The organism is Enterobacter cloacae complex sp. P12RS, from assembly GCF_014895875.1.
Classification (GTDB): domain Bacteria; phylum Pseudomonadota; class Gammaproteobacteria; order Enterobacterales; family Enterobacteriaceae; genus Enterobacter; species Enterobacter bugandensis.
On the sequence record NZ_JADBQO010000032.1, the window covers coordinates 41,217 to 67,450 of the forward strand.

At 56.8% G+C, this 26,234-nt stretch carries 26 protein-coding genes; 7 read left to right on the top strand and 19 right to left on the bottom strand.

The genetic code is table 11. The features are described from left to right. Genes IM284_RS17560 through IM284_RS17595 form a run of 8 tightly spaced genes read right to left on the bottom strand, consistent with a single transcriptional unit; the run spans position 1 to position 5,483 of the window. Positions 1-741 carry a KDGP aldolase family protein gene (locus IM284_RS17560; protein WP_047367001.1) on the bottom strand — a complete coding sequence of 247 codons (741 nt, stop codon included), beginning with the start codon at positions 739-741 and terminating at the stop codon, positions 1-3. Beyond that, positions 738-1,856, bottom strand: a complete 1,119-nt coding sequence (locus tag IM284_RS17565) for a DgaE family pyridoxal phosphate-dependent ammonia lyase (RefSeq protein ID WP_028015299.1) — start codon at positions 1,854-1,856, stop codon at positions 738-740. Before IM284_RS17565 ends, IM284_RS17560 begins: the two co-directional genes overlap by 4 nt. Further along, positions 1,840-2,973, bottom strand: a complete 1,134-nt coding sequence (locus IM284_RS17570) for an amidohydrolase/deacetylase family metallohydrolase (protein WP_047367000.1) — start codon at positions 2,971-2,973, stop codon at positions 1,840-1,842. Before IM284_RS17570 ends, IM284_RS17565 begins: the two co-directional genes overlap by 17 nt. 42 nt (positions 2,974-3,015) lie before the next feature. After that, entirely contained in the window at positions 3,016-3,657 is a 642-nt protein-coding gene (locus tag IM284_RS17575) for a DUF4310 family protein (protein ID WP_003856081.1), read from the bottom strand. 13 nt (positions 3,658-3,670) lie between these two features. Further along, on the bottom strand, positions 3,671-4,447 hold the full coding sequence (locus IM284_RS17580; protein ID WP_023310182.1) for a DUF4311 domain-containing protein: 777 nt from the start codon (positions 4,445-4,447) through the stop codon (positions 3,671-3,673). 22 nt (positions 4,448-4,469) lie between these two features. Continuing rightward, entirely contained in the window at positions 4,470-4,769 is a 300-nt protein-coding gene (locus IM284_RS17585) for a DUF4312 family protein (RefSeq protein WP_006810338.1), read from the bottom strand. 2 nt (positions 4,770-4,771) lie between these two features. After that, on the bottom strand, positions 4,772-5,134 hold the full coding sequence (locus tag IM284_RS17590) for an SFCGS family glycine-rich protein (RefSeq protein ID WP_023293430.1): 363 nt from the start codon (positions 5,132-5,134) through the stop codon (positions 4,772-4,774). A gap of 10 nt (positions 5,135-5,144) precedes the next feature. Beyond that, positions 5,145-5,483, bottom strand: coding sequence for a PRD domain-containing protein (locus IM284_RS17595; protein ID WP_026080657.1), 339 nt, complete (start codon positions 5,481-5,483; stop codon positions 5,145-5,147). Positions 5,484-5,899: 416 nt separating this feature from the next. Between IM284_RS17595 and IM284_RS17600 the strand changes: the two genes are divergently transcribed. Beyond that, a complete protein-coding gene (locus IM284_RS17600; RefSeq protein WP_041911460.1) occupies positions 5,900-6,055 on the top strand; it encodes a Hok/Gef family protein in 156 nt (51 codons plus the stop codon). 70 nt (positions 6,056-6,125) lie between these two features. Here the strand turns inward: IM284_RS17600 and cybC are convergent, their stop codons facing one another. Then, positions 6,126-6,512, bottom strand: a complete 387-nt coding sequence (cybC, locus tag IM284_RS17605; RefSeq protein WP_028015297.1) for a cytochrome b562 — start codon at positions 6,510-6,512, stop codon at positions 6,126-6,128. 40 nt (positions 6,513-6,552) lie between these two features. After that, on the bottom strand, positions 6,553-7,905 hold the full coding sequence (gene pmbA, locus IM284_RS17610; protein ID WP_032644960.1) for a metalloprotease PmbA: 1,353 nt from the start codon (positions 7,903-7,905) through the stop codon (positions 6,553-6,555). Between the two features lie 95 nt (positions 7,906-8,000). Here pmbA and yjgA point away from each other — a divergent pair, with 95 nt between their 5' ends. Next, positions 8,001-8,552 carry a ribosome biogenesis factor YjgA gene (gene yjgA / locus IM284_RS17615; RefSeq protein ID WP_028015295.1) on the top strand — a complete coding sequence of 184 codons (552 nt, stop codon included), beginning with the start codon at positions 8,001-8,003 and terminating at the stop codon, positions 8,550-8,552. Between the two features lie 74 nt (positions 8,553-8,626). Here the strand turns inward: yjgA and mpl are convergent, their stop codons facing one another. Continuing rightward, positions 8,627-10,000 carry a UDP-N-acetylmuramate:L-alanyl-gamma-D-glutamyl-meso-diaminopimelate ligase gene (mpl, locus tag IM284_RS17620; protein ID WP_047366998.1) on the bottom strand — a complete coding sequence of 458 codons (1,374 nt, stop codon included), beginning with the start codon at positions 9,998-10,000 and terminating at the stop codon, positions 8,627-8,629. A gap of 197 nt (positions 10,001-10,197) precedes the next feature. On the opposite strand from mpl, the gene fbp reads away from it, so the two are divergent. After that, positions 10,198-11,196: a class 1 fructose-bisphosphatase gene (gene fbp, locus IM284_RS17625; protein ID WP_028015293.1), complete on the top strand. Its 999-nt coding sequence runs from the start codon at positions 10,198-10,200 to the stop codon at positions 11,194-11,196. Positions 11,197-11,344: 148 nt separating this feature from the next. After that, positions 11,345-11,701 (top strand): LysR family transcriptional regulator, encoded by a 357-nt coding sequence (locus IM284_RS17630; protein WP_028015292.1) that lies wholly within the window; start codon positions 11,345-11,347, stop codon positions 11,699-11,701. On the opposite strand, the gene IM284_RS17635 is transcribed toward IM284_RS17630, so the two are convergent. From IM284_RS17635 to ytfQ, 5 genes are all read right to left on the bottom strand, one after another. Further along, positions 11,673-13,244 (bottom strand): methyl-accepting chemotaxis protein, encoded by a 1,572-nt coding sequence (locus IM284_RS17635; protein WP_047366997.1) that lies wholly within the window; start codon positions 13,242-13,244, stop codon positions 11,673-11,675. The genes IM284_RS17630 and IM284_RS17635 overlap by 29 nt on opposite strands. Before the next feature lie 93 nt (positions 13,245-13,337). After that, positions 13,338-14,339, bottom strand: a complete 1,002-nt coding sequence (gene yjfF / locus IM284_RS17640; RefSeq protein WP_021240694.1) for a galactofuranose ABC transporter, permease protein YjfF — start codon at positions 14,337-14,339, stop codon at positions 13,338-13,340. Further along, on the bottom strand, positions 14,326-15,351 hold the full coding sequence (gene ytfT, locus IM284_RS17645; RefSeq protein ID WP_162268710.1) for a galactofuranose ABC transporter, ATP-binding protein YtfT: 1,026 nt from the start codon (positions 15,349-15,351) through the stop codon (positions 14,326-14,328). The genes yjfF and ytfT overlap by 14 nt, the downstream gene beginning before the upstream one ends. Positions 15,352-15,361: 10 nt before the next feature. After that, on the bottom strand, positions 15,362-16,864 hold the full coding sequence (ytfR, locus tag IM284_RS17650; protein WP_041911465.1) for a galactofuranose ABC transporter, ATP-binding protein YtfR: 1,503 nt from the start codon (positions 16,862-16,864) through the stop codon (positions 15,362-15,364). A 65-nt stretch (positions 16,865-16,929) separates the two neighbouring features. Next, complete coding sequence (ytfQ, locus tag IM284_RS17655) at positions 16,930-17,886, bottom strand: galactofuranose ABC transporter substrate-binding protein YtfQ (protein ID WP_047366995.1); 957 nt, start codon at positions 17,884-17,886, stop codon at positions 16,930-16,932. A 309-nt stretch (positions 17,887-18,195) separates the two neighbouring features. On the opposite strand from ytfQ, the gene ppa reads away from it, so the two are divergent. The 3 genes from ppa (at position 18,196) to IM284_RS17670 (ending at position 19,997) form a co-directional block, all read left to right on the top strand. Further along, entirely contained in the window at positions 18,196-18,726 is a 531-nt protein-coding gene (gene ppa / locus IM284_RS17660; protein WP_041911466.1) for an inorganic diphosphatase, read from the top strand. Between the two features lie 219 nt (positions 18,727-18,945). After that, positions 18,946-19,530, top strand: a complete 585-nt coding sequence (locus tag IM284_RS17665) for a hypothetical protein (RefSeq protein ID WP_028015288.1) — start codon at positions 18,946-18,948, stop codon at positions 19,528-19,530. Further along, positions 19,527-19,997, top strand: coding sequence for a hypothetical protein (locus tag IM284_RS17670; RefSeq protein WP_047366994.1), 471 nt, complete (start codon positions 19,527-19,529; stop codon positions 19,995-19,997). The genes IM284_RS17665 and IM284_RS17670 overlap by 4 nt, the downstream gene beginning before the upstream one ends. Before the next feature lie 314 nt (positions 19,998-20,311). On the opposite strand, the gene IM284_RS17675 is transcribed toward IM284_RS17670, so the two are convergent. Genes IM284_RS17675 through tamA form a run of 3 tightly spaced genes read right to left on the bottom strand, consistent with a single transcriptional unit; the run spans position 20,312 to position 26,165 of the window. Continuing rightward, positions 20,312-20,656 carry a gamma-glutamylcyclotransferase gene (locus IM284_RS17675; protein WP_008501424.1) on the bottom strand — a complete coding sequence of 115 codons (345 nt, stop codon included), beginning with the start codon at positions 20,654-20,656 and terminating at the stop codon, positions 20,312-20,314. 2 nt (positions 20,657-20,658) lie between these two features. Beyond that, complete coding sequence (gene tamB / locus IM284_RS17680) at positions 20,659-24,435, bottom strand: autotransporter assembly complex protein TamB (protein WP_047366993.1); 3,777 nt, start codon at positions 24,433-24,435, stop codon at positions 20,659-20,661. Then, on the bottom strand, positions 24,432-26,165 hold the full coding sequence (gene tamA, locus IM284_RS17685) for an autotransporter assembly complex protein TamA (RefSeq protein WP_047366992.1): 1,734 nt from the start codon (positions 26,163-26,165) through the stop codon (positions 24,432-24,434). The genes tamB and tamA overlap by 4 nt, the downstream gene beginning before the upstream one ends. Positions 26,166-26,234 lie beyond the last annotated feature (69 nt).

Sequence of the window (26,234 nt, forward strand, 5' to 3'; positions counted from 1 at the left end):
CTACTTCACCAGCTTCTTCGTCATCGCCAGCAGCGTACGCACATCTTCGGGACGCGTATCGCCGCTGGCTTTGTCGATAATTGAACTGTAGATATGCGGGATGATTTTGCTCACGCCCGCGTCGAGGGCGATCTGCAGGATCGCCTCATAGTTTTCCAGATCGATACCCCCCGTCGGCTCCAGCCAGAAGTCGTGACGGGCGCAGGCTTCCGCCACCACCTGGTATTCGTCACGGCACTTGAGGCCGCCCATCGGGAAGTACTTGATCGAACTGCCGCCGAAGTCTTTCAGCAAGGCAATCGCCGTTTCAACCGGCACGATGCCGTCCGGCGCTTTGCTGCTCAGCGGGCCGGTGGAGATTTTCACCATGCCGACGGTACCGGTCGGAGAGACCAGACCATTGACCACCGATTCATTCTGCCCCAACAGCGCGCGGCTCGCGGCCACGCCGGTGAAGACCTGATTAACGTGCTGCGGCTGCACCTGGCGGGAGATCTCGCTCACCATCGCCGACTGGTTCGGATCGCCCGCGCCCAGCCCTACGGAGAGCGCGTTATCAATCAGCGCCGCGTATTCACGCATATCCGCGACCGCGCTCGCCACGTCCGGGTAATTTTTGGAGAGCACGCCCACCAGCACGTGACCTTCCGCCGCCTCGTAAATGGCGCTGGCGTTGGCTTTCGAGCCGGCCAGCACGTTCAGGCAGACGCGGTCACGGTAAAAATTGGGGGTCAGTTTCATGCGTTTTTCTCCTGTCCTAATACTTCGCTAATGCGGCGGTAGACGATGTTCAGCTGGTCAGCACTTACGCTACGCACGTCCGCTTCGATAATCCCTTCGTTGGCCTTGTAGCCACGGAAATAGATGGCGTATTCGCCCTGCTTGAGCGCGTTCACCAGGTCACCCGTGCCGACGCCTGTGGTAGCTTCGTCGAACTTAATTTCGGTGCGGGCGATATCGCGACCCGCGCTGTCCCAGACCACGCGGGCGGTGACGCCGTTCAGGGTGTTGAGCGCGTCGATAAACGGTGTCATCTTCGCCACCATCTCGGCACCGCTTTCTTTGGTGGCCGTCAGGTAGTGTTCGATGGCGCAGGTCAGGCCGAGGATCCCCTCTTTACCCACCTTCATGGCGCGGCCAATGCCCGCCGTCTGGCGTTTCACCCACTCGACGTACTGGGTTTTGCCGATCACCAGGCCGCTGGTTGGCCCCTCGATCGCCTTCGCGCCGCTGTAAATCACCAGATCCGCGCCGGAGCGGTAGTACACGTGCAGATCTTCTTCCGCCGCGGCATCGACGATCAGCGGCAGGGAGTGTTTACGTGCGACGACTGCCGCCTGCTCGACGCTGAGCATGCTTTTCTGCACGCAGTGGTGCGATTTGATGTAGAGGATCGCCGCCGTGCGCGGGGTGATGGCCGCCGCCAGCTGATCGGCGGAACATTCGTTGGCGTAACCCGCTTCCACCAGCTTGCCGCCGCCCAGCGCCACCATGGTGCCGACCGGCGCGCCAAAGTTAACGTTGTGGCCTTTCGGCAGGACGATTTCATTGTTCTCGATTGGCGTGACGTGCAGGTTTTCCAGCAGCCAGTCGCTGTCTTTTACCAGCACCGCCGCCACGGACTGGGCGATGCCCGCCGACGCGCAGGAGACCACCGTCGCGCCTTCCACATCCAGCAGCTTCGCGATGTATTCCCCGGTTTTGTTAACCAGATCCTTCATCTCGAAGTAATGATTCATGCCGTCCATCGCCGCCTGCACTACTTCCGGGCGCGGCGTGGAGACGCCCAGCGCCGTCATGCGGCCAGAGGTGTTGATAACCTGCTTTAAATTATACTTCTCATAAATCGAAGGCATGTTCCGTGCTCCCTTGTTCGGTCATGTAGCCCTTGCCCGCGCGGATCGCGGCAAGCGGCACCAGAATGTGTTCAGCCTGCAGGCTGTCGTTTTCAGCGTCCGTCAGCACCGTTGGCTGGCGTTTAATCGTGAACAGCGTCAGGTCGGCGTCGAGACCCGGCTGGATGCGGCCCTTGCGCGTCAGGCGCAGGCCGTCGGCGGCGTTCGAGGTCACGCAGTCAATCACCTGCGGCAATGACATGCCGATGGCGAGAAACTTCGACATCACGCTTGCCAGCGAGCCCACCGGGCCGTTGATGCGGTTGCGGCAGTAGATATCCGAGCTGATGGTGTGCGGCAGAATGCCCATCGCGATGGCGCGTTTCGCCACCTCAAAGCTGAAGCTCGCCGTGCCGTGGCCGACGTCCAGACGCACGCCACGCTTCAGGGCGGAGGTGATGGAGGCGCGCAGCTCGCCGGACGGCGTCAGAATGCGGTTTGGCTTGCCGTTGTAGCAGTGGGTAATGATGTCGCCGGAGCTTAACAGCTCGGCGATTTCATCGAGGTTCGGCGGGTTATTGCCGATGTGCACCATCAGCGGCAAATCGCCATTTCCTTTCTGGATGGCTTTGGCGCGCTCCAGCGGCGTGATGCCGTTTTCACCGACCACGCTGCTGCTCATGCGCGCCTTCAGGCCGACAATAAAATCAGGGTGGCGCTTCACCGCCTGCTTCACCGCATCGGCGTCAATGTTTGCCATGTTGGCCAGTTCGTTCTGGGCAATCAGCCCCACGCGGGAGATATTCAGCAGGGCAAAGACCTCGGTGGAGGCTTTGCGGGTGATGTCGTAAAAATCGTCCACGTCGTCGGCCCCGGTACTGCCCGCGTCCACCACGGTAGTGACGCCGGTGGCAATGCCCACGCTGTCCGGCTCGTCGTGGTAAATCGGTGAGTTCGGGTAGCAGTGAACGTGGGAGTCAATCCAGCCCGCGCTGACGTACACGTCACCGTTAAGCTCAACCGTTTTACGGGCGGGAGCGTCAATTTCGCCCGTCGCGGCGATCTTCCCGTCCTGAATGGCGATATCGGTCAGGGTATCGTCGGCGAGGCGCGCACGGCGCAGGAGTAAATCAAACATGAGGATCTCCTGATAGGGCGGGCGCCGGAGCGCCCGCGGGTATTAAAGGGCGACCGGGAACAGCCAGCCCAAAATCATTGCGCCGAGGATGGCGCCACCGGTAATCGGCTTCTGCCAGATGTAGAACAGCAGCGCGCCCACCAGCGAACCGACGCCGATTGGAATGGAGGCGGTCATCGCGCTGAGGATAATCAGCGGCCCGAGGAAGCGCCCGGAGGCGTTACCCGCGCCCATCATCACGTCTGCGCCGTAGGTGGAGTTGCTCTGGTTGATGGTGAACTTACGCGCCAGGATGATGACGTAGCCAATCGCCAGACCAATCACCAGGCCGGTAATCAGCGAGGCAATGAAGTTGGTCACCGGGAACATGATCCCCGCGCCCAGCAACAGCGCCGGTACGCCGAGGCCCACGCCGGTCTGGATCGCCCCGCCGATGTCGAGAATACCCACCAGCGACCCTTCAATAATGCGGGCGAACAGGAAGCTCGCGCCGAACGCCGCCACCGCGCCGTAGACGCCGGTATCGATGCCCGCTTTCAGCATCGCCACGAAGGCCACTTCGTTAAACGCGCCGATGCCGTAGAGGTAGTACATGTGCGTCCCGGCGAAGACGCCGGAGGAGAGCAGGCCAACGAAGATCGGGAACGACCAGTCGGCATACCAAAAACCTTTATTCTGTTCCATTTAGAGGCTCCTGTTATTTACCGCTGAGCGAGTTGTGGATCATGTCGAGCCAGTTCGGCACGGTCAGATGGAAGGATTCGATCATCTTCATGTCGAAGCCGCGGAAGAAGCCGCTCAACACGAACAGCAGGACGATCGCCGCCATCATCACTTTGGTGACGTGGTTCCAGCCGCTCTCCTCAACGCCTTTACCGATCAGGATGCCGAGAACCAGACCCGGTACGGCGTTCCCCATGATCAGCTGCGCCGCGCCGCCGAAGATGGTGGCCCAGAAGCCCGATTTTTTACCCGCGTCGATGGCCGCCAGCCAGAAGATCACCGGCATCACGGTGTTAACCAGCAGGTTCGCGGCAGGCACCAGCACCTTCACGGCGGTGACCTGCAGCGCTGCCGGCACGGAGGAGGCGGTCAGGTTCAGGAAGGTGACGACGAGCATGCCAATCACGCCGCAGGCAATCGCCATTTTGCGGGGATCGTGCAGCGTTTCGCCGACGTTACGGTTTTTGATCATCAGTGCAGCAGCACCCCAGTTCGGGATGATGCGGTGGTCAACGTCCTGTGTGAAGGCACCTGCAGCCACGGAAGAGGCCCAGGCGTTAAAGAAGAAACCTAACCCAAAGGAGAAGTGGGACGCCGGATCCCCTTCACAGGAGTTCAGTTCCCCCAACGTACGAAACGCGCCCATACCCTGAGTGGTAGGCGCATGAAACATGCGTGCAGCCCCGGCTCCGACACCGACGCCAACCAGGCCGCCAATGATGAGCGATTTTATTAATATAATTAAGAACATCAGTCTGCCCTTTTATGAATAATCAGCGTTGCGTGACGAAATCCACCTGGTCGAGATTGATGGCAGTCACGTTGACGGTCACATCCAGCTCCACGCTGTAGGTGCGTCTTTCCCGGCGCAGAAAGAAGAACAGAAACGCTTCTTTACGCACCGCTTCTTGCGCCTGAACTACCTGCACATCCTGTGGCTCAATACGCAGTAAGATATGCGGTGAGGCTTTCATCACCGCGGCCTGAACGTGGTTGAGGGCGTCGGCAAAGGCGCGCGCTTTGGCGTCGCCCTTCCCCTTCACTCTCACCGTGGTTGTGAACTGTTCTTTCATGCTTATGCGCCGTATTTCTTCTGCCACGCCTGCACCAGACGCTCGCCCAGCTCTTCTTTATCCATAAACCCAAAGCCCAGCACGTTGCAGCCTTCGTTGATGGCGGTCACGCCCTCTTCCACGGAACGCATGCCGTATTTGGCCTTGTAGCCATATTTGGTTTGGGCGGTGATGGCACCCGCGCCGCCGCTGCCGCAGAAGGAGATGCCGAAGGTGGCGTTTTCCGCTTTCATTACGTCGCCGAGCTTCATGTCCGCCGCCATGCCCGGCACAACCACTGCGCGTCCACCTGCTTTTTCCACACCCGCAGCCACTTTCTGACCTTTACCCAGGCGATCGCCAATCACGACTGTAATCTGTTCCATGTGTTGCTCCTTAAAGGTTGTCTTTCGCGACTTCAAAGTGAACGGAGAGCAGCCAGGCCTCTTCATCAGGAAGGTTGCCAAACTGCGCCACCACTTCACGGGCAAGCTGCATTGAATCTGGTGAAATTTCGTCGAACAGCTCTGCTTCAACCTCCGGCAGCGGCTCGCCGGTCACGGACCGGTGCGCCATTGCGCGAACGTGGGAGGTGAGCATCTGCTCCTGTACCGCATTGGGGATGATGTTGTGCCGGGCCAGCAGGGCATAAACCTGCTGCAGCATGGTGTTCGCGAGCTGTTCTGTTTGCACCGCCTGTTCCCCAACGTCGTTCATTACCGCTCCGTTAATCACTCGTCTTACCCCGTTAATGGCTCTGGAATAAAACTAACGTTGGGCGTGAAGGGTTTGTAGCGAGTTGTTTTCCACTTCGAAGTGGAAAGGCGAGCCGCAGCAGTGATCTGTGCCACATAAATATGGTGAATCTGGATTAACGGCCGCATTTACGTGATGAATATCACGCTATTAAGCGGCACTAAACAGGTAAGCGGAGTGGAAAAGTTTACGAGCAGGCTCGTAGAAATGTGACGTGGATAAGGTTTTCTTATGGGGATTCGCTAGAGTGGCTGCGGGTGCTTGAGACTGACCGTCTCAGGCATGGGACGGAAAGTGGAAAGCCCCGCCTGATAGAAAATCAGGGCGGGGGCTCGAAACGACACGTCGGACCGTGGAGTTCGCTACCTCGCCCGCTTTAAAGCAAGGAGGCATCCATGAAACGCCAATCCCCAATTATCCGGGTTTCGATGATTGTTGCTTTGACAATAATCATCTTAACGCTGGTGACGAGGAAAACACTGTGCGAGATCCGTTTTCGAAACGGCTCGCTTGAAGTGACAGCGCGGATGGATTGTCGCTCCGGCCAGTAGGGAGCAAGGATGCGGGGGCGCTTAGTGCGCCTCCGCATACGGAGGAAGGACGTACAGCTCAGGCACCCAATTAACGGTATTTCTTGTGATACGTGTTGCGCGTCGCCACAAACTGGTCGGCCGCCGCCTGGGCTTCCTTCACTTTGCCTTCGTTAGCCAGCTTCAGCGCGCCGTCGATCTGACCGACCAGCACGTCAAAGCCGTGGCGATAGTCTTTCATCTCTGCGCTGTCTGCCGCTTTGCTTTCCAGCTTTGGCGGCGTCGCTTTTTGCGCGTCCAGCGCCGCTTCACGCATTTTGGTCAGTGCGCCTTTCATTTCCGCCGCATTGTCCGTTTTCTGCACTACCTTCAGGTTTTGACTGAGGATGTCCATGTTGTCTTCGAGATCGGCAGCAAACGCAGAAGAGCCAAGAACCAGCGTTGAAGCCGCGACGATCGCTAACAGGTGTTTACGCATTGCTCACTTCCTTTTTTATTATTAAAACGCTTTTCGGGTATTACTGGCCGGCGATTTTCATTTCCGGCAGTAATACAGAACCACACTGTATATTGCTACGTGTTTCAATATCGTTACCGACCGTAACGATATTGCGCCACATGTCCTTCAGGTTACCGGCGATGGTAATTTCGCTCACCGGATACTGAATTTCGCCGTTTTCGACCCAGAAGCCTGCCGCACCGCGAGAATAGTCGCCGGTGATGCCGCTTACGCCCTGGCCCATCAGCTCGGTGACCACCAGACCGGTGCCCATCTCTTTCAGCATCTGCTCGAAGTTCAGGCCCTGACCGGCAATGCGCCAGTTGTGGATCCCGCCCGCATGTCCGGTGCTTTTCAGCCCCAGCTTGCGCGCGGAGTAGTTGGTCAGCAGCCACTGGGTCAGAATGCCGTCTTTAACAATATCGCGGCGTTCCGTGCGCACGCCTTCGCTGTCGAATGGCGTGGAGGCCAGCCCTTTCAGCAGGTGCGGATGTTCTTCGATAGTCAGCCACTCCGGCAGGATCTGCTTGCCCAGCGAGTCGAGCAGGAAGGTCGATTTACGGTACACCGAGCCGCCCGCGATAGCGCCCACCAGATGACCAAACAGGCCGGTCGCCACTTCATTGGCAAAAATGACCGGGGCCTTCATGGTGGAGAGTTTACGCGGCGACAGGCGAGACAGCGTGCGTTCGGCACACTCTTTGCCCACCCACTCAGGAGACTGCAAATCCCCCAGCGCGCGGCCAATGGTGTAGGCGTAGTCACGCTCCATGTCGCCGTTCTCTTCGGCAATTACGCAGCTTGAAAGCGAGTGACGGGTGGAGCAGTAGCCCTGCAGCATGCCGTGGCTGTTGCCGAAAACTTTGATGCCGTAGTGGCTGTTGAAACTACCGCCTTCGGTATTCGTGATGCGCTTGTCAGCCTGCAAAGAGGCCTGCTCGGCGCGCGCGGCCAGTTCAATCGCTTCATCCGGCGTGACTTCAGCCGGGTGGAACAGATCGAGATCCGGCGCGTCAAACGCCAGCAGATCTTTATCCGCCACGCCTGCGTAAGGATCCGGAGAGGTGTAACGGGCGATATCCAGCGCCGCCTGCACCGTGCGGGCGATGGCATCCGGGCTGAGATCGGTGGACGACGCGCTGCCTTTGCGGTTCTGGTGATACACCGTGATCCCAAGCGCGCCATCGCTGTTAAATTCTACATTCTCCACTTCGCCATAGCGGGTGCTCACGCTAATGCCGGTGGTTTTGCTGACCGCCACTTCGGCGCCATCTGATTTACCTGAAGCGAGCGTCAGCGCGGTGGAGACGGCTTCTTCCAGAATCTTACGCTGCGCTTCAACTTGTGAGGTTACTTTCATCGCAAATGCCATACTGTAAGAGAGAGTTAAGTGAAGTCTAACAGAGAACCGTTTTTCAGTGCGCGTCTTAACTGGTAACATTAGCCTCTTTTTTTAAGGAGCCTGACATGACTAAGCAGCCCGAAGACTGGCTCGACGACGTTCCCGGTGATGACATCGAAGACGAAGATGATGAGATCATCTGGGTCAGTAAAAGTGAAATTAAACGTGACGCCGAAGAGTTAAAACAGCTTGGCGCAGAAATGGTAGAACTGGGTAAAAACGCGCTGGATAAGATCCCGCTCGACCAGGATCTGCGTGATGCCATTGAACTGGCACAGAAAATCAAGAAAGAAGGCCGTCGTCGCCAGCTTCAGCTTATCGGTAAAATGCTGCGTCAGCGCGACGTGGATCCGATCCGTCAGGCGCTGGACAAGCTGAAAAACCGCCACAACCAGCAGGTTGCGCTGTTCCATAAGCTGGAGCAGATCCGCGATCGTCTGATTGAACAGGGTGATGATGCGGTACCGGAAGTGCTGAACCTGTGGCCGGATGCCGACCGCCAGCAGCTGCGTTCTTTGATCCGCAACGCGAAGAAAGAGAAAGAGGGGAATAAGCCGCCGAAATCCGCGCGTCTGATTTTCCAGTATCTGCGCGAGCTGTCTGAGAACGCAGAGTAAGCCCCTCACCCCAAAGGGAAGAGGGAGAAGAGATAATGTAAGCCCGGTAAGCGCTAGCGCCACCGGGCTTTTTTTTACTCTGCGGCCGCGGCTTTCTTCGCCAGACCGTCCAGCAGCTTCTGATGGATCCCACCGAACCCGCCGTTGCTCATCACCAGAATGTGGTCGCCAGGCTGTGCGGCTTTGACCACCATATCCGCTAAGACATCCACGTCCGCGCTCCAGTGCGCAGGCTGAATGCAGGCGTCGGCCACTTCCGCCACCTGCCACGGAATATGCTGCGGCTGCAGCAGGAAGACTTCGTCGGCACGTCCCAGGGACGGCGCGAGGTCGTCTTTGCAGATGCCCATTTTCATGGTGTTCGAGCGCGGTTCCAGCACCGCCAGAATGCGCGCGGTGCCGCCAACCTTGCCACGCAGGGCGGCAAGCGTCGCCAGAATGGCCGTTGGGTGGTGCGCGAAATCGTCATACACCGTCACGCCGTTCGCTTCGCCGCGCAGCTCCAGGCGGCGGCGGGCGTTGATAAACGTCCCCAGCGCATTGGCCGCATCCGCAGGCAGCACGCCCACGTGGCGCGCCGCGGCGATCGCCATCAGGCCGTTGTGCATGTTGTGCTCGCCCACCAGGCCCCACTTCACCTCGCCCACTTTCTCACCGTCGAGCAGTACTTCCCACTCGGAGGCATCCACGTTGAGTTTTTTCGCCTGCCAGTGGCCCTGCTCGCCCACCAGTTCCTGCTCGCTCCAGCAGCCCATCGCCATGGTCTGCTTCAGGTTGATGTCGTTCTCCGGCAGGATAATGCGGCCCTGGCCCGGAACAATGCGCACCAGGTGGTGGAACTGTTTCTGAATGGCTTTCAGGTCGTCAAAGATATCCGCGTGGTCAAACTCAAGGTTGTTGAGGATCAGCGTGCGCGGGCAGTAGTGCACGAATTTGGAACGCTTGTCGAAGAATGCGCAGTCGTATTCATCCGCTTCAATCACAAAGAACGGGCTGTCGCCGAGACGCGCAGAGACGTCGAAGTTACCCGGCACGCCGCCGATCACGAAGCCCGGCTTGTAGCCGCAGGCTTCAAGGATCCAGGTCGCCATGCCGGCGGTGGTGGTTTTGCCGTGGGTACCGGCTACGGCAACCACCCAGCGGTCGCGCAGCACGAAATCATGCAGCCACTGCGGGCCGGACATGAACAGAATATTGCGTTCCAGCACCGCTTCAACGCACGGGTTACCGCGGGTCATGGCGTTGCCAATGATGACCAGATCCGGCTCGGGATCCAGCTGGCTGGCATCGTAGCCCTGAATTAAAGAGATGCCCTGTTTCTCCAGAAGCGTGCTCATCGGCGGATACACATTGGCGTCCGAACCTGTCACTTCATGGCCCAGCGAGCGCGCCAGCATTGCCAGCCCGCCCATGAAAGTGCCACAAATCCCCAATATATGAATGCGCATACGTCACTATCCTTCTTTAATGTGGCGCACATTTTACTCACATGTTAGCGGCTGTGAAACGCATTTCAGGTAAATCCGTATGTTGCTGGCGCGATTCACCTCTGCGCTACTATTTGAATATTTGTTAAGATTGTTGGGCTTTAGTCGTTTTAGTGAACATACAATCGCTCTACTCACAAAGATGCAGGGAAAGTGTTATGAAAACGTTAGGTGAATTTATTGTCGAAAAGCAGCACGAGTTCTCTCATGCTACGGGTGAACTCACTGCTTTGCTGTCGGCAATAAAGCTGGGCGCTAAGATCATCCACCGTGATATCAACAAGGCCGGTCTGGTCGATATCCTGGGTGCCAGCGGTGCCGAGAACGTTCAGGGCGAGGTTCAGCAGAAACTCGATCTGTTCGCAAATGAAAAACTGAAAGCTGCACTGCGCGCGCGCGACATCGTTGCGGGTATCGCCTCCGAAGAAGAAGATGAAATTGTTGTATTCGAAGGGTGTGAACACGCGAAATACGTCGTACTGATGGATCCGCTCGACGGCTCCTCCAACATCGACGTTAACGTTTCTGTCGGTACCATTTTCTCCATCTACCGCCGCGTCACGCCTGTTGGTACGCCGGTAACCGAGGAAGATTTCCTGCAGCCGGGCAGTAACCAGGTTGCGGCCGGTTACGTCGTTTATGGCTCGTCCACCATGCTGGTCTACACCACCGGATGCGGGGTTCACGCCTTTACCTACGATCCCTCGCTGGGCGTCTTCTGCCTGTGCCAGGAACGTATGCGCTTCCCGGAGAAAGGCAGCACTTACTCCATCAACGAAGGCAACTACATCAAGTTCCCGAACGGCGTGAAGAAGTACATCAAATTCTGCCAGGAAGAAGATAAAGCGACCCAGCGCCCTTACACGTCCCGCTACATTGGCTCTCTGGTCGCGGATTTCCACCGTAACCTGCTGAAGGGCGGTATCTACCTCTACCCAAGCACCGCCAGCCACCCGGACGGGAAGCTGCGCCTGCTGTACGAATGCAACCCGATGGCGTTCCTGGCCGAACAGGCGGGCGGCAAGGCGAGCGACGGTAAACAGCGTATTCTGGACATCGTGCCGGAAAGCCTTCACCAGCGTCGTTCGTTCTTCGTTGGCAACAACCATATGGTTGAAGACGTTGAACGTTTTATCCGTGAGTATCCGGACGCGTAATATCTCTCCCGGGGAGCCAGTCTGGCTCCCCAGCACATTTATATATTTTACCGTATAAGTGTTTATAAAAATCACGCTTTAATCTTCACCCCTGCTCCTGCATTATTTCCATAACAGTTTGACATTTATTTCCTGGAGCAGAATTGCAATGAAAAATTATTCCCGGGCTAATACCGGCATTGATTTAAATCTTATCCCTGTATTTATTGAAGTCGTCCGCTGCGGCAGTATGGCAAAAGCCTCTTTGCGCCTGGAGATGTCCCGTCCTGCGGTGAGCCTGGCGTTGAAGCGTTTTAATCAACTGTTTGATGAGCCGTTATTTTTCCGCAAAGGTTTATATCTCGAGCCGACTGAAAAAGCGTTAGCGTTAACCAGCTCGCTGGAATTATTAATGGGTGATATTCACGATAATATTGCTGCGGTAAATTCCGCGAAAAATAAAGCCCCGGCACAGAACGCACCGGGGCTGGGAAATATTATGCCGCAGTCTGAGCCGTCACTTTAAATGATGACATGGCTTCCATCAGCTGACGCGACTGCTCCTCAAGGGAGCGGGTCGCGGCGGAGGATTGCTGCACCAGCGCCGCATTCTGCTGCGCGGTTTCATCCATCTGGTTCACCGCAATATTCACCTGCTCGATGCCGCGGCTCTGCTCCTGAGACGCGGTGGCAATTTCGCGCATCAGTTTGGTCATGCGCAGCACTTCGGTGGCAATCTCATCCATCGTTTCACCCGCCTGCTGGGCCAGCTCGCTGCCCTCGTTAACGTGGGCCTGCGAATCGCCGATCAGAGAGCGGATCTCTTTCGCCGCGTCGGCGCTGCGGCTGGCAAGGTTGCGGACTTCACCCGCGACCACGGCAAACCCGCGTCCCTGCTCGCCCGCGCGCGCCGCTTCCACGGAGGCGTTAAGCGCCAGAATGTTGGTCTGGAAGGCAATACCGTCAATCACGCTCAGGATGTCGGCGATGCGCGCCGAACTGCCGGAGATATCGCGCATTTTTTCAATCACGTAGCAGACCATTTCGCTGCCGTGATCGGCGGTGTCGGAAACAGACTTCGCCAGCTGGTGCGCCTGCTCGGCGTTGTCGGCGTTAAGCTTCACCGTGGCGGTGATCTGCTCCATGCTGGCGGCGGTCTGCTCCAGCGACGTGGCGGTAGATTCGGTGCGCTCGGCAAGGTCCCGGTTCCCCGCCGTCAGCTCGCGGCTGCCGGTATCAATTTGCGAGCTGGCATCGCGAACCCGCAGAACCGAGCTCATCAGCGACTGGCGCATCTCCTCTATCGCCGCGTTGAGGCGGTTAAACTCCTGGCTCGCCGGGGCATTCAGCGTGTGGGTTAAATCGCCCGCCGCCACGTTCTCCAGCTGCGCAATGGAGGCCGAGAGCGGCTTGAGCAGCATATGGCGCAGCGCCAGCCAGGCGAGCGCGATAATGCCCGCCGTCAGCAGCGCGGCGACAATAATCAGGATCAGCACGCGGGTTTTACTCGCCTGCACGGCACGCACTTCCGCCTGACCCCGCGCTTCGCTCCATTTCTGAAACGCCTGCATGTCGTTATCGAACTGCTTCGCCACCGGAATCAGCGTGTTCTCCAGCAGATCGTAATAGCTGTCTGCGCTCTGGTCATTCAGGGTTTTCAGCATCGGGCCGATCCCCTGCTGGTTATACGTCGCCAGGCTGGCCGCGACTTTGTCGAGGAGCTGCTGCCCCTGTTCGTCAGCCACGCCGCCGTCAATCACGCCTTTTAACGTTTTCCGGGCCACGGCGACTTCCTGATTGATGTTTTTTACCGCTTTGGCCGCATCGTCCAGCATGCCGATTTCCATCATGCGGACGGCCTGACCCGCCTCATTACGCGCACGCAGGATCAGCGTATAGCCGGTATTCAGCTGCACCATCTGCTCACCCTGAAGGTGATTAATGCGCTGCAGTGAGGAAGAACTCTGTGTGAGGGCATAAATGCCGATGCCGCTGACAATCAGCAGCAGAAGGGTCATAACGGCCAGTAAAGAGAGCAAGCCGGTACGAATCGATAGCGTTTTAAGCATGATATTATTTCCGGTAGCGAGATATTTCTGGGCATAAAAGAAGAGTATCGGCCGCTACCGGAAAATGTTTAGACTTTAAGCAAATTCAGCGTGTTATCGCTCTGTTACCGATGTGTTTACGCGGGTAACAGGCGAGCTTTGACGGTTCTCCCAGAGCACCGTCAGCCCCCGCTGCAGGGCAATAAAAATAAACAGCAGAATGCCAATGGCGATCTTCGTCCACCACGAGCTGAGCGTGCCGTCAAAGTTGATATAGGTTTGTATCAGGCCCTGAATCGCCACGCCGAACAGCGTCCCCAGCACCGTCCCTACCCCGCCGCTGAGCAGCGTGCCGCCGATAACCACAGAAGCAATCGCATCCAGTTCCACGCCGACGCCTGCAAGGGCATAGCCCGCCTGGGTATACACCGAGAAGACAATACCCGCCAGGGTTGCCAGGCCGGTCGAAAGCATATAGATGCGGATGGTGGTGCTGCGGGTTGAGATCCCCATCAGGTTGGCCGACGTGGCGTTGCCGCCAATAGCGTAAACCTGATTGCCAAACCGGGTTCGGTGGGCGAGGAAAATGCCAATCACCACCACGCCCAGCATCAGCAGCCCCATCGCGCTCAGGCGACCGCCGCCGGGAATTTTCCACGCCAGGCTGGAGAGCGTGTCATACACCGGATGGTTAATCGGAATCGACTCCTCAGAAACCAGATAACTTACGCCGCGCAGGAAAAACATCCCGGCCAGCGTGATGATAAAGGCTGGAATTTTCAGCGCGTCGATCAGCAGCCCCATAAAGGCGCCAAATGCGCAGCCCATCACCAGCACCAGCGGAAACGCCACCAGCGGCGAGATGCCCCAGAAACCGATCGCCTTCGCGAGGAATACCCCCGTGAACGCGATCACCGAGCCGACGGAGAGATCGATCCCGCCGGAGAGGATCACAAAGGTCATGCCGACGGCGATAATGCCTAAAAAGGCATTGTCCGTCAGAATGTTGCAGATCACGCGCGTTGAGGCAAAACCGGGGAACTGCGTGAGGCAGTAGAGATACCCCAGCACAAACACGCCCAGCGTGATCATTAACGGTAAATTACGTTTTATCATGGCCACGGATCCCCTTAATGATGCTGACAAAGCGCGGCGACTGGACGATCAGCACGCAGAGTACAACTACCGCTTTTACCACCTGGTTGAGTTCCGGCTGGAATCCAGAGAGCAGGATCCCGGTGTTCATGCCCTGAATGATCAGCGCGCCGATCACCGAGAGCAGCAGGTTAAAGCGCCCGCCCATCAGCGACCCGCCGCCGATCACCACCGCGAGGATCGCATCCAGCTCCAGCCAGAGCCCGGCGTTATTGGCATCGGCCCCGCGAATATCGGCGGCGACGATGACACCGGCAATGGCGGCGCAGACGCCGCTCAGCACGTAGGTCAGCATCACCATCAGGCGGGTGTTGACCCCGGCGTTGCGCGCGGCGCGAATGTTGATCCCCACCGCCTCAATAAACATGCCGAGCGCCGTTTTGCGGGTGAAGAGCCAAAAGACAATAAGCGTGACCAGGGCAATAATCACTGGCGTCGGGAAGAACAGAAGGTTGCCGCTGCCAAGCCATGCCAGGCTCGGAGAGTTGAAGGTGACAATCTGCCCCGAGGTGATCAGTTGTGCGACCCCGCGCCCGGCCACCATCAGGATCAGCGTAGCGACAAAGGGCTGAATTTTCAGCACCGCCACCAGAATGCCGTTCCATAGTCCGGCCAGCACGCCGGTGCCTAAGGCCGCCAGCAGTACCACCGGCAGGCTGTGACCGGCCACGGTCATTGAGGCTGCCGTGGCCCCGGCGATAGCCATCACCGCGCCGACGGAGAGATCTATTCCGCCGGTGGCGATCACCAGCGTCATCCCAATCGCCAGCAGCGCCACGGGCGCGGCGCGGTTTAAAATATCGATCGGGCTGCCAAACAGGCGGCCATCCTGAACAATAATCTGGAAGAAATGCGGTGCGACAAGGCTATCTACCAACAGCACCACCAGCAGCGCTGCAATTTGCGGCGTGCCGGTTGGCCAGCTAAAGCGGCGCTTTGACTCACCGGTTTGCGAAAGCGAACGGGACATCACGATTCACTCCTTACGCCGCGATGGCATTCATGATTGCCGGAACGGACAGTTTATCCAGTGGGATCTCTGCCACCTGTTTGCGATCGCGCATGATGATGACGCGATCGGCATAGCCCACCAGCTCCTCCAGCTCGGATGAGATAACCAGCAGGGCCAGCCCGTCCGCACAGAGCGTTTCGATAAGCCGGATAATTTCGGCGTGCGCGCCCACGTCGATACCGCGCGTCGGCTCGTCAAGGATCAGGAACTGCGGTTTGGTCAGCAGCCAGCGGGAGAGCAGCACCTTCTGCTGGTTACCGCCGGAGAGAAATTCAATCGGCTGTTCCGCGCTCGGGGTGCGGATGCCGAGCTGGCGGATAAAGCGCTCGGCGATGGCGTTTTGCTCTTTACGGGGGATCGGGCGCAGCCAGCCGCGCTGGGCCTGCAGGGCCAGGATGATATTTTCCCGCACCGAGGCGGCGGCAATGATGCCGTCCGTTTTCCGGTCTTCCGGGCAGAAGCCAACGCCCAGACAGGAGGCCTGATGCGGCGATCGCAGGGTTTGCGGTTTGCCCTTGATCAGCGCGGTGCCGCTGTCGGCAGGCTTGATCCCGAAGATCACCTCGGCGGTTTCGGTTCGGCCCGAGCCTAGCAGGCCCGCCAGCCCGACAATTTCGCCGGGACGCACCTCAAGGTTAAACGGCGATATCACGCCTTTCTTGCCGTAATCGCTGAACGCGGCAACCGGTTTTTCGCTCAGCAGCGTACGGCCCGCACGCTGGAGCGCGTTGGTTTCCAGCTCGCGGCCCAGCATCATTTTCACCAGCTCGATCTGCGGCAGCTCGCGGGTTTCGCGGCAGCCGACAAAGCTGCCGTTGCGCAGCACCGTAATGCGGTCGCTCACCTCATACACCTGATCGAGGAAGTGCGTGACGAAGATCAGGCTCACGCCCTGATCGCGCAGCTGGCGCATCAGGGTGAAGAGCATCTCCACTTCCTGGGTATCGAGGCTGGCGGTGGGTTCATCGAGGATCAGCACCTTCGCAGAGAGATCGATCGCGCGACAGATGGCGACGATCTGCTGCATCGCCACGGAAAAGCGGTTCAGCGGCTCGCGAACGTCGAGGGAGAAGCCGTAGGACTCCATCAGCTTCGTGGCGCGCGCCTCCATCTCTTTGCGGCGCAGCAGGCCAAAGCGGCGTGGCTCGCGGCCAATAAACAGGTTGTCCGCCACCGACATATTCGGCAGCAGGTTCACTTCCTGGTAAACCGTCCCGATCCCCAGCTGCTGGGCGTGGGCGGTATTTTTTGGCGAAATAGCGTTGCCTTCCAGCCAGATGGTGCCGCGATCGGCGTGATAAACGCCGGTCAGCGATTTAATCAGCGTCGATTTTCCCGCGCCGTTCTCGCCCAGCAGCGCCATGATCTCACCGCGCCGCAGGCTGAAATCAACGCTATCCAGCGCCTTTACGCCGGGGAAGAATTTACTCAAGCCCTCTGTGCGGAGGATTTCCTGGTGTTGTTCAGTTTTCATATTCACGTCCCCGGCACGTTCCCGTAGGCCGGGTAAGCGCAGCGCCACCCGGCAATTTCACTGGATCAGTAGCCCATATTTTTCTTCTTCTCTAACTCTTCTTTCGCTGTATCAGGCAGGTAGAGCGTGGACTTGGTGACGGTCACCTTCTCAGGCATCGTGCCGTCTTTCTTGAATTTCTCCAGCGCGTCGAATGCCGGGCCCGCCATGTTCGGCGTCAGCTCGACGCTGGCATTGGCTTCACCGTCGATCATCGCTTTGTAGATGTCCGGCACGCCGTCGATAGAGCCAGTGAGGATATCTTTGCCCGGCTTCAGGCCCGCTTCTTTGATCGCCTGAATCGCACCGATCGCCATGTCATCGTTATGGGCGTAAACCATGCAGATGTTCTTGCCGTTGTTTTCAGCCTTGATGAAACTCTCCATGACCTCTTTACCTTTACTGCGGGTAAAGTCGCCGGACTGGGAGCGGATAATCTTGATGTTTGGCGCTTTCACGATGGCCTCAGCAAAGCCTTTCTTACGGTCGATGGCCACGCTCGCGCCGACGGTGCCCTGCAGTTCAACGACGTTACACGGCTTGCCGTCGACCTGTTTAATCAGCCAGTCGCCAATTAACTGCCCTTCAAGCACGTTATTCGCGGTGACGGTGGTCATATAGAGAGATTTGTCTTTAACATCGATGGAACGGTCGAGCAGGAAGACCGGAATTTCAGCGTCTTTCGCTTCCTTCAGAACCGGTTCCCAGCCGGTCGCCACTACTGGCGCAATAAAGATGGCATCCACGCCCTGGGCGATAAACGAGCGCACGGCTTTGATCTGGTTTTCCTGCTTTTGCTGACCATCGGCGATTTTCAGGGTAATGCCGCGTTTCTGAGCCTCGCTTTTCGCAACGTTGGTTTCCGCCGCACGCCAGCCGGATTCAGAGCCAACTTGCGAAAAACCTACGGTTAAGGGAGCGGCCATCGCCATAGACGACATGGCTGCCGAAACTGCTGTGACAAGAAGTAAGCGCTTCCACATATGAGCGTCCTCGTAGGGGTGTTTATTGTTGGTTAAAAGATGTTCTGCGAAATGACTATAGCCAATGAAATATGTAACGAATTGCGTTACATCACACTTCAGGAAAGTGAATAAAATGTTAATCACAAGTTTGTAATCGCTTTCATTTCACCATTAAAAATGCGGCTGTGTTTATGGATTTTCCTGTCATGGAAACGGTCTGAAAAGTGGGGCTTGTGGGGAGAGAAAGCGAAAAGAGGCGGAGACATTCAGCGTGAGTTGGCTATAATACCTGCCACTTGTTTACCATCCATTTTAAAGGACACCGACATGAGCTTACTCAACGTCCCAGCGGGTAAAGAACTGCCAGAAGACATCTACGTTGTTATTGAAATCCCGGCCAACGCAGATCCAATCAAATACGAAATCGACAAAGACACCGGTGCGCTGTTCGTTGACCGTTTCATGTCTACCGCCATGTTCTATCCGTGCAACTACGGCTACATCAACCACACCCTGTCTCTGGACGGTGACCCGGTTGACGTGCTGGTTCCAACGCCATACCCACTGCAGCCAGGCTCCGTCATTCGCTGCCGTCCTGTTGGCGTGCTGAAGATGACTGACGAAGCGGGTGAAGATGCGAAGCTGGTTGCGGTACCGCACACCAAGCTGAGCAAAGAGTACGATCACATTAAAGATGTGAATGACCTGCCAGAGCTGCTGAAAGCGCAGATCGCCCACTTCTTCGAGCACTACAAAGACCTCGAAAAAGGTAAATGGGTTAAGGTTGACGGCTGGGACAACGCAGAAGCGGCGAAAGCAGAAATCATCGCCTCCTTCGAACGCGCTGCTAAGAAGTAATTCTTACTGTCGATTGATGAAAGCCCCGCATACTGGGGCTTTTTTTATCTTTGTTAAAAGCAGCATACATTAGCTTTTAAGATAAATCCCATTCCATTTGGCTTTCATGTTAATACAACAAAGACACCCTCTCATTTATGGTGGGAGTGGTTGAATAGGCTGTCAATTAATCACATACTGTCATAATGAGCATTAATCCCCATTGATTACAGGATTCATGTGTCATCCATTAACATTGATGTTGCCCGCCCAACTGGAATTTACTTTATTATTGAAAGGCTATATTCCCGCGATGGACTTATGCCTTCCGTTGGGGAAATCAGCCCCTCTTTGACACAGGTACACCGCACTGTCATTCAGCTAAAACGCAAGCAAGATATGTTTATGGATGGTGTTAAGGTTACCCCAAAAGATATTACACTTTGGCAACAGATAAAATATCTTACGGGCTCGAAAGTAACGACCAAAGATACAGATACGTTAGTGTATACGACTGATTTTATCGGTTCTCTTGTAGCCACTACACCTTTAGGCAATATTGAGCATGAAAATATTCCTCGCTTCCTCACGACAGAGTCTATTCACTCCCTTCCTCAGGCGGTGAGCTATGGGCGTGATCCCATCCCACAGGTCCTTCTTTATGGTCGTAAGGATATTGTCTTCTTTATGGACAATGGTGGTAAAGGAACGCCAACCGCTATTGCAAAATATAATCACAACAATCGTGACCTTGCCATAATCAAAGATCAGCTGGAGGCCAGTAAAACGATGAAGGAACTGCTTTCTAAGGGAGCAAAATTATGAGTAAGAAAATCCATATCGTAAGTCTACTCGTCATTATTATTGCCTCCTTTATCTTTGGCAGAAGTACGTATACTCAATATCTGGCATGGTATTATGGAAGCGATAATTTAATATTCAGCGAAATAAACAGCTCCTTACTATCCAGTTTATTTAACGGGCTTTACTTCGCTCTTTCAGCAAGTATTATTTATACGTTACTCACTCTATTAAAAAGAATTCCAGCGAATATTGTCACTTCTTGTCTGCTTCAGTTCTGTATTAACATCGGGCTATATACGCTTTTTGTTGCAGTAGATAGAGGATATAGTAAATTACATACTTTAAGCTCGGGTGCTACTGATATCACCCACAGCTATTTTTTAGGAGCGTTGCTGACGAGCACGCTTCTGACCGTCGCGATCGTGAGCGTTATACATGCTAAGTTTCTTTCTTCAAAGCATAAAGATGGGCTACATAAAGGCGTTTGACTGTTACGGCAAAGACAGCAAATGGCAGTATCTCTGCATCCTGACATTCCAACTTGCCTGGTTTTTGTTTTACTTATGGATCCCTTATCGAAGCGATTATGCGATTTTGCTGTTTTTACTGTTTTTCCTGCCCGTCATATCAAGCAATACGCGGTGCATAAACTACTATGGCCGTTCACGCGCCTTGTGTTTTTTATGGCTTATTGCCCCATACATCATGCTGTTCGTTCCTCTTTTTTTAACCCGACGCAGGGATACAGAAGAGAATTGAAAGTGAAAAAAACAACGCCACCTCACGGTGGCGTTGTCGTTTTTCAGTACTGGTCTCTGTCTAACCAGTTACCGCTTACAATCCGCGTTAACCCGTCGACCGGACGCTGGTAGACATACATCCACGCGCTTCCGTACGGTGTCTGGATCAACTGGCGAGCGTATTCACCGCCCCTGGTGCGCAAGGCATCAAGTTCGGCAAGTGTAGCATTATCAATACGATAAACTTCACCCTGTACTGTTCCTTCGCCGGGAACCGCGCCTGGATAGTGGCCCAGGCTGTACAACTGGTAGTTCTCGATATTGTAATTCCCCAGTAGCTGGGCATTGGTCATCCAGTGACTGTTGCCTTGCCTGGTTCGTAAACTGCCGTAGACAAATATTCGCATTGCTAAAACTCAAACTGATAGAGCAGATCAAGTGCCTGGTCTACGCCGGACACTGCTTCCAGATATAGCTTAGGCATCAGGCGATAGCGTAACGTGAGTGTTGCCAGTGAGTCAAAGATCCCCACACCATATTTTACCTGCAGACCCGGCAGTACATAGCCGCTGACAACCACCTGCGAGGAGTCACCCACGCCCTGGGTGTCCAGCGCCAGATTGCTTACGCCGAACGTCTCGCCGATTTTACCCACAACCTGCCCACTTTGTGCAACCCCCAGACCGACCAACATTGAGGTCATCGCCGCACTGTCGCTTTGTCCGCTGTCCAGACCTTGTCCGCGCAGCAGATAAGAGAGGGCTTCCTGCTGCGACATCGCCGGGTCGGAGAAGATCTCCGCCTTCGGTTCGTCGGCAGAGCCGGTGACGCGTACGCCAGCAATGACGTCGTTTTCCGTCGCTTCCGGGTTACGAATCGCTTCGATGTTCAACAGCGGTTGATCCGGTGGGCCGGAGAACAGCAGCTCGCCTTTACGGACAATCAGATCCTGACCATAGGCATGGAAACGCCCTTCAGGAATATTGATCTGCCCGTTGAGGCCAAGCCCTTGTTTATCCTGCGCCACTTTCAGGTCGCCCGTGAGCCTCGCCTTCAGCCCAAACGCATCCAACCGCACGTTATTTCCCACGTGCACGATAAGGTTACTATTAATCGGTATACCAGCGCTCTTCTCTTCGGCAGGTTTCAGATTTTCATTGAGCATAACTTCATCACTGGAGACGCCGACCGCGCTTTCCGGCACCTCGTGAACCACGATGCGCGCCCACGGCACGTCCACGCGGCCATCCAGGGTGAAGAGGCTTGGCGTCGCCTCAAAGACCACGTCCGGCGAGACGTCCAGGCGCACCATTGGCGGTACGGTGATGCGCACCTTACTGCCTTTCGCGGCAATACGGGCGCGCCAGTTGTCGAGCTGGCTCCAGTCCGCGTCGCCGCTCAGGTTGATTTGCCCCTGCTGAGTTAATACCGAGCCGTTCAGCGTCGAGCTCATGCCGTTGAAGTTCATCGCAATCTGGCTGGGCTGCATATCGAATGGCATAAAGTTACCGTCGATATCCACACCGCTGAGCCGCAGCTGACCGAACAGCTGAGGGCTTTGCGCGTTGCCCGCCAGGCGCAGGTTGGCATTCACCATGCCCTCGGCTTTTTCCCCGCGGGCGAAGATCGGGTTGACCATCGCCAGGTTGAAGTTACGAATATTGACGTTGCCGCCCAGATTGCGCCGCCCCTGCGGATCGGTAATCTGTATCTGCCCGTCCATCTGGCCGTTGTTGGTCAGACGGATAAGCCACCCCAGCTCCGCACGGTTGTTATGCAGGTCTGCACTCACATTCAGGGTGTCGAAGGCCACCGGCAGCGTCGCATCGTTCACCTCCTGCGTTACCTTCACGTTACGGCCGGAAAGCGTGACGCTGCCCTGCGGAAGCCCCTCTTTGGTGGTATCCCAGGCGACATCGGCTTTCCCGCTGAAGACGCCGCTGGCCTGCGTGGTGTCCGGCATAAACGGTTTCAGCATCGCCAGATCGAAGCGGTTCAGGTTGATCTGCGCGCGCCCTTCCGCCCCCGCATCAATGGTCTGCGGCACGCACAGCTCCGCGTTCGGGTTGGTCCAGCAGTGAGGCCCGATGCTGATCTTCTGCTCGGCGTTGCGGTAGTCCAGCGCAATGGAGCGCGACAGCGCCAGCGGCCCCACCGGGGTGTTGAAGCGGGTGTTGTCCAGCGTCCCTTTCCAGCGCGTTTCCTTCCGGTCGAAGCTGCCGGTCAGGTGAAGCTGGCCGGAGACGGGCTCGCCCTGCACGCGCAGCTGGAGGTCGTGCTGCTTCTCGTTACCTTTGGCGTCCAGAGTCACCAGGCTGATGTTCACGTCCGGCTGGGAAATGCGCTCCACGCGCAGGTTCAGGTTGCCGCCGATCTGATCGGTGGATTTCACATCCCCTTCCACGCGGACGCGGGCAACGCTCAGCTCCTGCCAGCGCAGATTGTTGGCGGTGATATCTGCCAGCAGCTGCGGCGCGTCCACGGTGCCGCGCACTTTCAGGAGTCCTTTCGCCGTACCGCCCAGACCCGGCAGGGCGTTATCCAGATTCGGCGCGTCGATGGTGGCGTCAAGATTGAGATCTTTTACCCCCAGCTCGCCTTTGATATCCGCCGTGTTGCGGCCCAGCGCCACGTGCAGCCCCGGAATAATCCACTGCAGGTAGCTGTTGCCCTTCACCGAGCCTTCAACGTTCACCTTGTTCTGCTTCACGTTCCCGGTGAGCTTGATTTCCGGCACGTCCATCTGCCACGTGCCGCCGTAGAGGCTGCCGCGGGTTTTGATCAGCCCGTCCAGCTTCGACGGCCAGTCCGGCACCTCTTTGGCGGTGTTAATTCCCGTCAGCTTCAGCTCGCCGCGCCAGCTGATCGCCTGCTGCCAGTCGAGCAGCGCGGTCAGTTCCGTTTTGCCTTCCAGCGCCGCGACGGTCAGCTTGTCGAGGTTAACCTGCTGTTCGTTGCCTTTTGCATCCAGCGTGATGGTCGCGGGCGGCACGCCCTGCCCCTTCACTGCAGTGCGGAACGAGAGCGTGTAGTCGGTCATCTTGCCGCTCAGCTTCAGCTTCAGATCGTCGGCCTGATACTGTTTTTCGCCGGTAAACGGCCAGTAAAGCTGCTTGCTGACAACCTCCAGATTGAGCGGCAGCCCGGCTTCCGCCAGCTGGGTTTGCGCGCGCAGGGCCATGTCTACCGGGCCGGAGAGATTCACCCCGATATCCAGCTTCTCGCGCAGCGCCCCGCCCACTTTAACCTTCACTTTTTCGCCCTTCAGCGGGTCGATATTCAGGGCGCTATTGAGTGTGATATCCACCGGCCAGCTGTCGCGCAGCAGGGCGTTGCCTGACGCGTTCACCGAGCCCTGGTTGGTATCGATATCCAGCGCGTCGAGCTTCATGTTGCCGTCAATGCTGCTGACTTTCAGCAGCATGTTAAAGACCGTCAGATCGGTGTCGCCGGTCAGGCGCAGCTGCTCGCCTTTGAACTCCTCAATGTTGAGGTTCAGCGGCAGATGCACGTCGGTCATTTCAGGCAGGACAGGCTTCGAGAAGAGTTCTTTCAGCGTTTCGCCCAGCGGCTTCTCTTCCGGCTGCGGGTTCTGGATCTTCGGTTCGACGATCTCTTCCTGCGCCACGTCCGCCACTTTCGGCAGCGCGATCAGCAACCCTTGCAGCGAGGTTGGCGTCAGGGTCAGGTTTTTCTCCTGCCAGCGCAGGCCGGAGGTGAAATCCATCACCGAAACGGTGGTGTCGTCGATTTTGATATTGACGTTATCGAGCGCCACCCGATAGAGCGCAATCGGGTACGGCGTGGAGAGATTCAGCGGGCCGCTGTCCTCTTCCTCAACCGGCGCAGACTTCGGCATTTTCTTTGAGTCTATCGCCACGTTGACGTCTTTAAGCGACAGATCGTTAACGCAGAGCTTGCTGTCCCGCAGGCAGCCCAGCTTCACCGCGAGATGGAATTCCCCGGCGTTGACCGCCACGCCCGGCTGCTCGTAGCGGATGTTCTTCAGATGCAGGTCGCGCCAGCCGCCCGTTACCTGACCAATTTCCAGCCCCGGCACCCAACGGTTAGCGGCGTTAAACAGCAGATGCAGCCCGGTCGTCGTTCCCACCAGAAACGCCACCGTACCGAGCAGCAGCACGATAAAAATCAGCACCCCGAGGCTTATTTTCTTCCATAAACTCATAATTCAGGCCCCAGACCGATGTAAAACTGTAATCCGTGTTCATCTTTGTCGCCCACCGGCACGGCGAAATCGAGCTTGATGGGCCCGACGGGTGACTGCCAGCGTACGCCCACGCCTGCACCGGTTTTGAAATCGCTGCGGCGGATATCGTTCACCGCTTCACCACCGTCGATAAACATGGCGCCCCACCACTTGCCGCTGACGTTGTACTGATACTCCAGCGATCCGGTCGCCAGTTTGGATGCCCCGGTCAGCTGGCCTTTTTCGTTTTCAGGTGAGATCGATTTGTACTTATACCCGCGAATGCTGCGGTCGCCCCCGGCGAAGAAGCGCAGGTCCGGCGGAACGCGCTCGAAATCACCCGTCTCAATCCAGCCGAGATTGCCGCGCATCACAAAGCGGTGTTTGTCATACAGCGTACGGATCCAGACGTTTTGCGCCTGCACCACCGTGAAGTCGACGTCAGAGCCCCACATCGTATTGGAGTAGTCGATAGAGTAACGCTGTGAATCACCCCAGGTTGGCATCAGGCCGCCGCGCGAGCGGGTACGGCTGATCATCACGCCCGGATAAAGCAGCATAGTGGTGTTGGTGACGTTTGCCTGGGTAAAGTGATCAAGGCTCCAGCGCAGGTTAATGGCGCGCTGCCAGCCGCTGGAGAGATCCCAGAAGCGTGAAACCGCAAGCGTTGTCGAGTCCTGCTCGGTATCGTTCAAATCGGTACGCTTAAAGCCGCCCTGCACCAGGTAATATTGCTCAAGCGGGTTTTTCAGCAGCGGAATTTTATAGCTGAAATCAAGCTGCTGTTCCGGTGCGGAAATGCTGGCGCTGGTGGTCAGGCTGTGGCCGTAGGAGTTCATCCACGGCTTTTTCCAGGAGGTCTTCACGCGCGGACCGACGTCTGTCGAGTAGCCAACACCGGTCTCAATGGTGTTCTCGGTGCGCGGCGAGACAACGCCATGCAGCGGCAACACCTTGGTTTTGCGAGACTTATCAAATTCCGGTGCGACAACCACGGAGTTAAACCAGCCGGTAGCGGAGAGGCGACGGTTCAGCTCCGCCAGATCGCTCGACTGGTAGTAATCGCCTTTTTTAAACGGCACGAGGTTTTGCAGATACTCTTCACGAATTTGCGAACCTTCAAACGTTACATCGCCAAAGCGGTAGCGTTCGCCGCTGTCGTAGTCAATATCCCAGAAGGCCTGACGTCGCTCCAGCGCAATGCCCAGTTGGCTTTTATTGAACTGGCTGTCGAAGTAGCCCTTGCGCAGAGAGACGCTCGTCAGCTCTTTTTTGAAGTGGTCGTAGTCACCGTGGTTGAGCACGGTGCCGATTTTCGGCCGCGTGCTGAGCAGGTCCAGGTAGTCGCGGTCGGTACGCGCGCCGCCGCGCAGGATGACGTTCGTGCCGCCAATCAGCACCGGCTCGCCCGGCGAGACGCGGGCAATAAGCACCTGACGCCCCTTCTTTGGCGGCGGGCGGAGATCGAAATCAATGGTGGGTTCGTAATACCCCAGCGCTTTTAGCCCTTCACGGATCGCGTCATCCACGCGCGCGCGAAAACGCCGGTCCGGCGTCACCTCATCGCTCTGGATGGTCGACAGCTGCGCACGCACGTTTTTTTCCAGCGTCCCGGATAACCCCTCAACCTGCAAACGGACATTCGCCGCGCTGGCAACCCCGCTTGTCAGCAATACACTGACTAAACATAACTGGCGGATTTTTGTCACGTTTTCTCCTGAATATCCCTTTTCCACCCTGGAAGCAAATGAAGCGCCGCCGTGCGGCAAAATACGGCC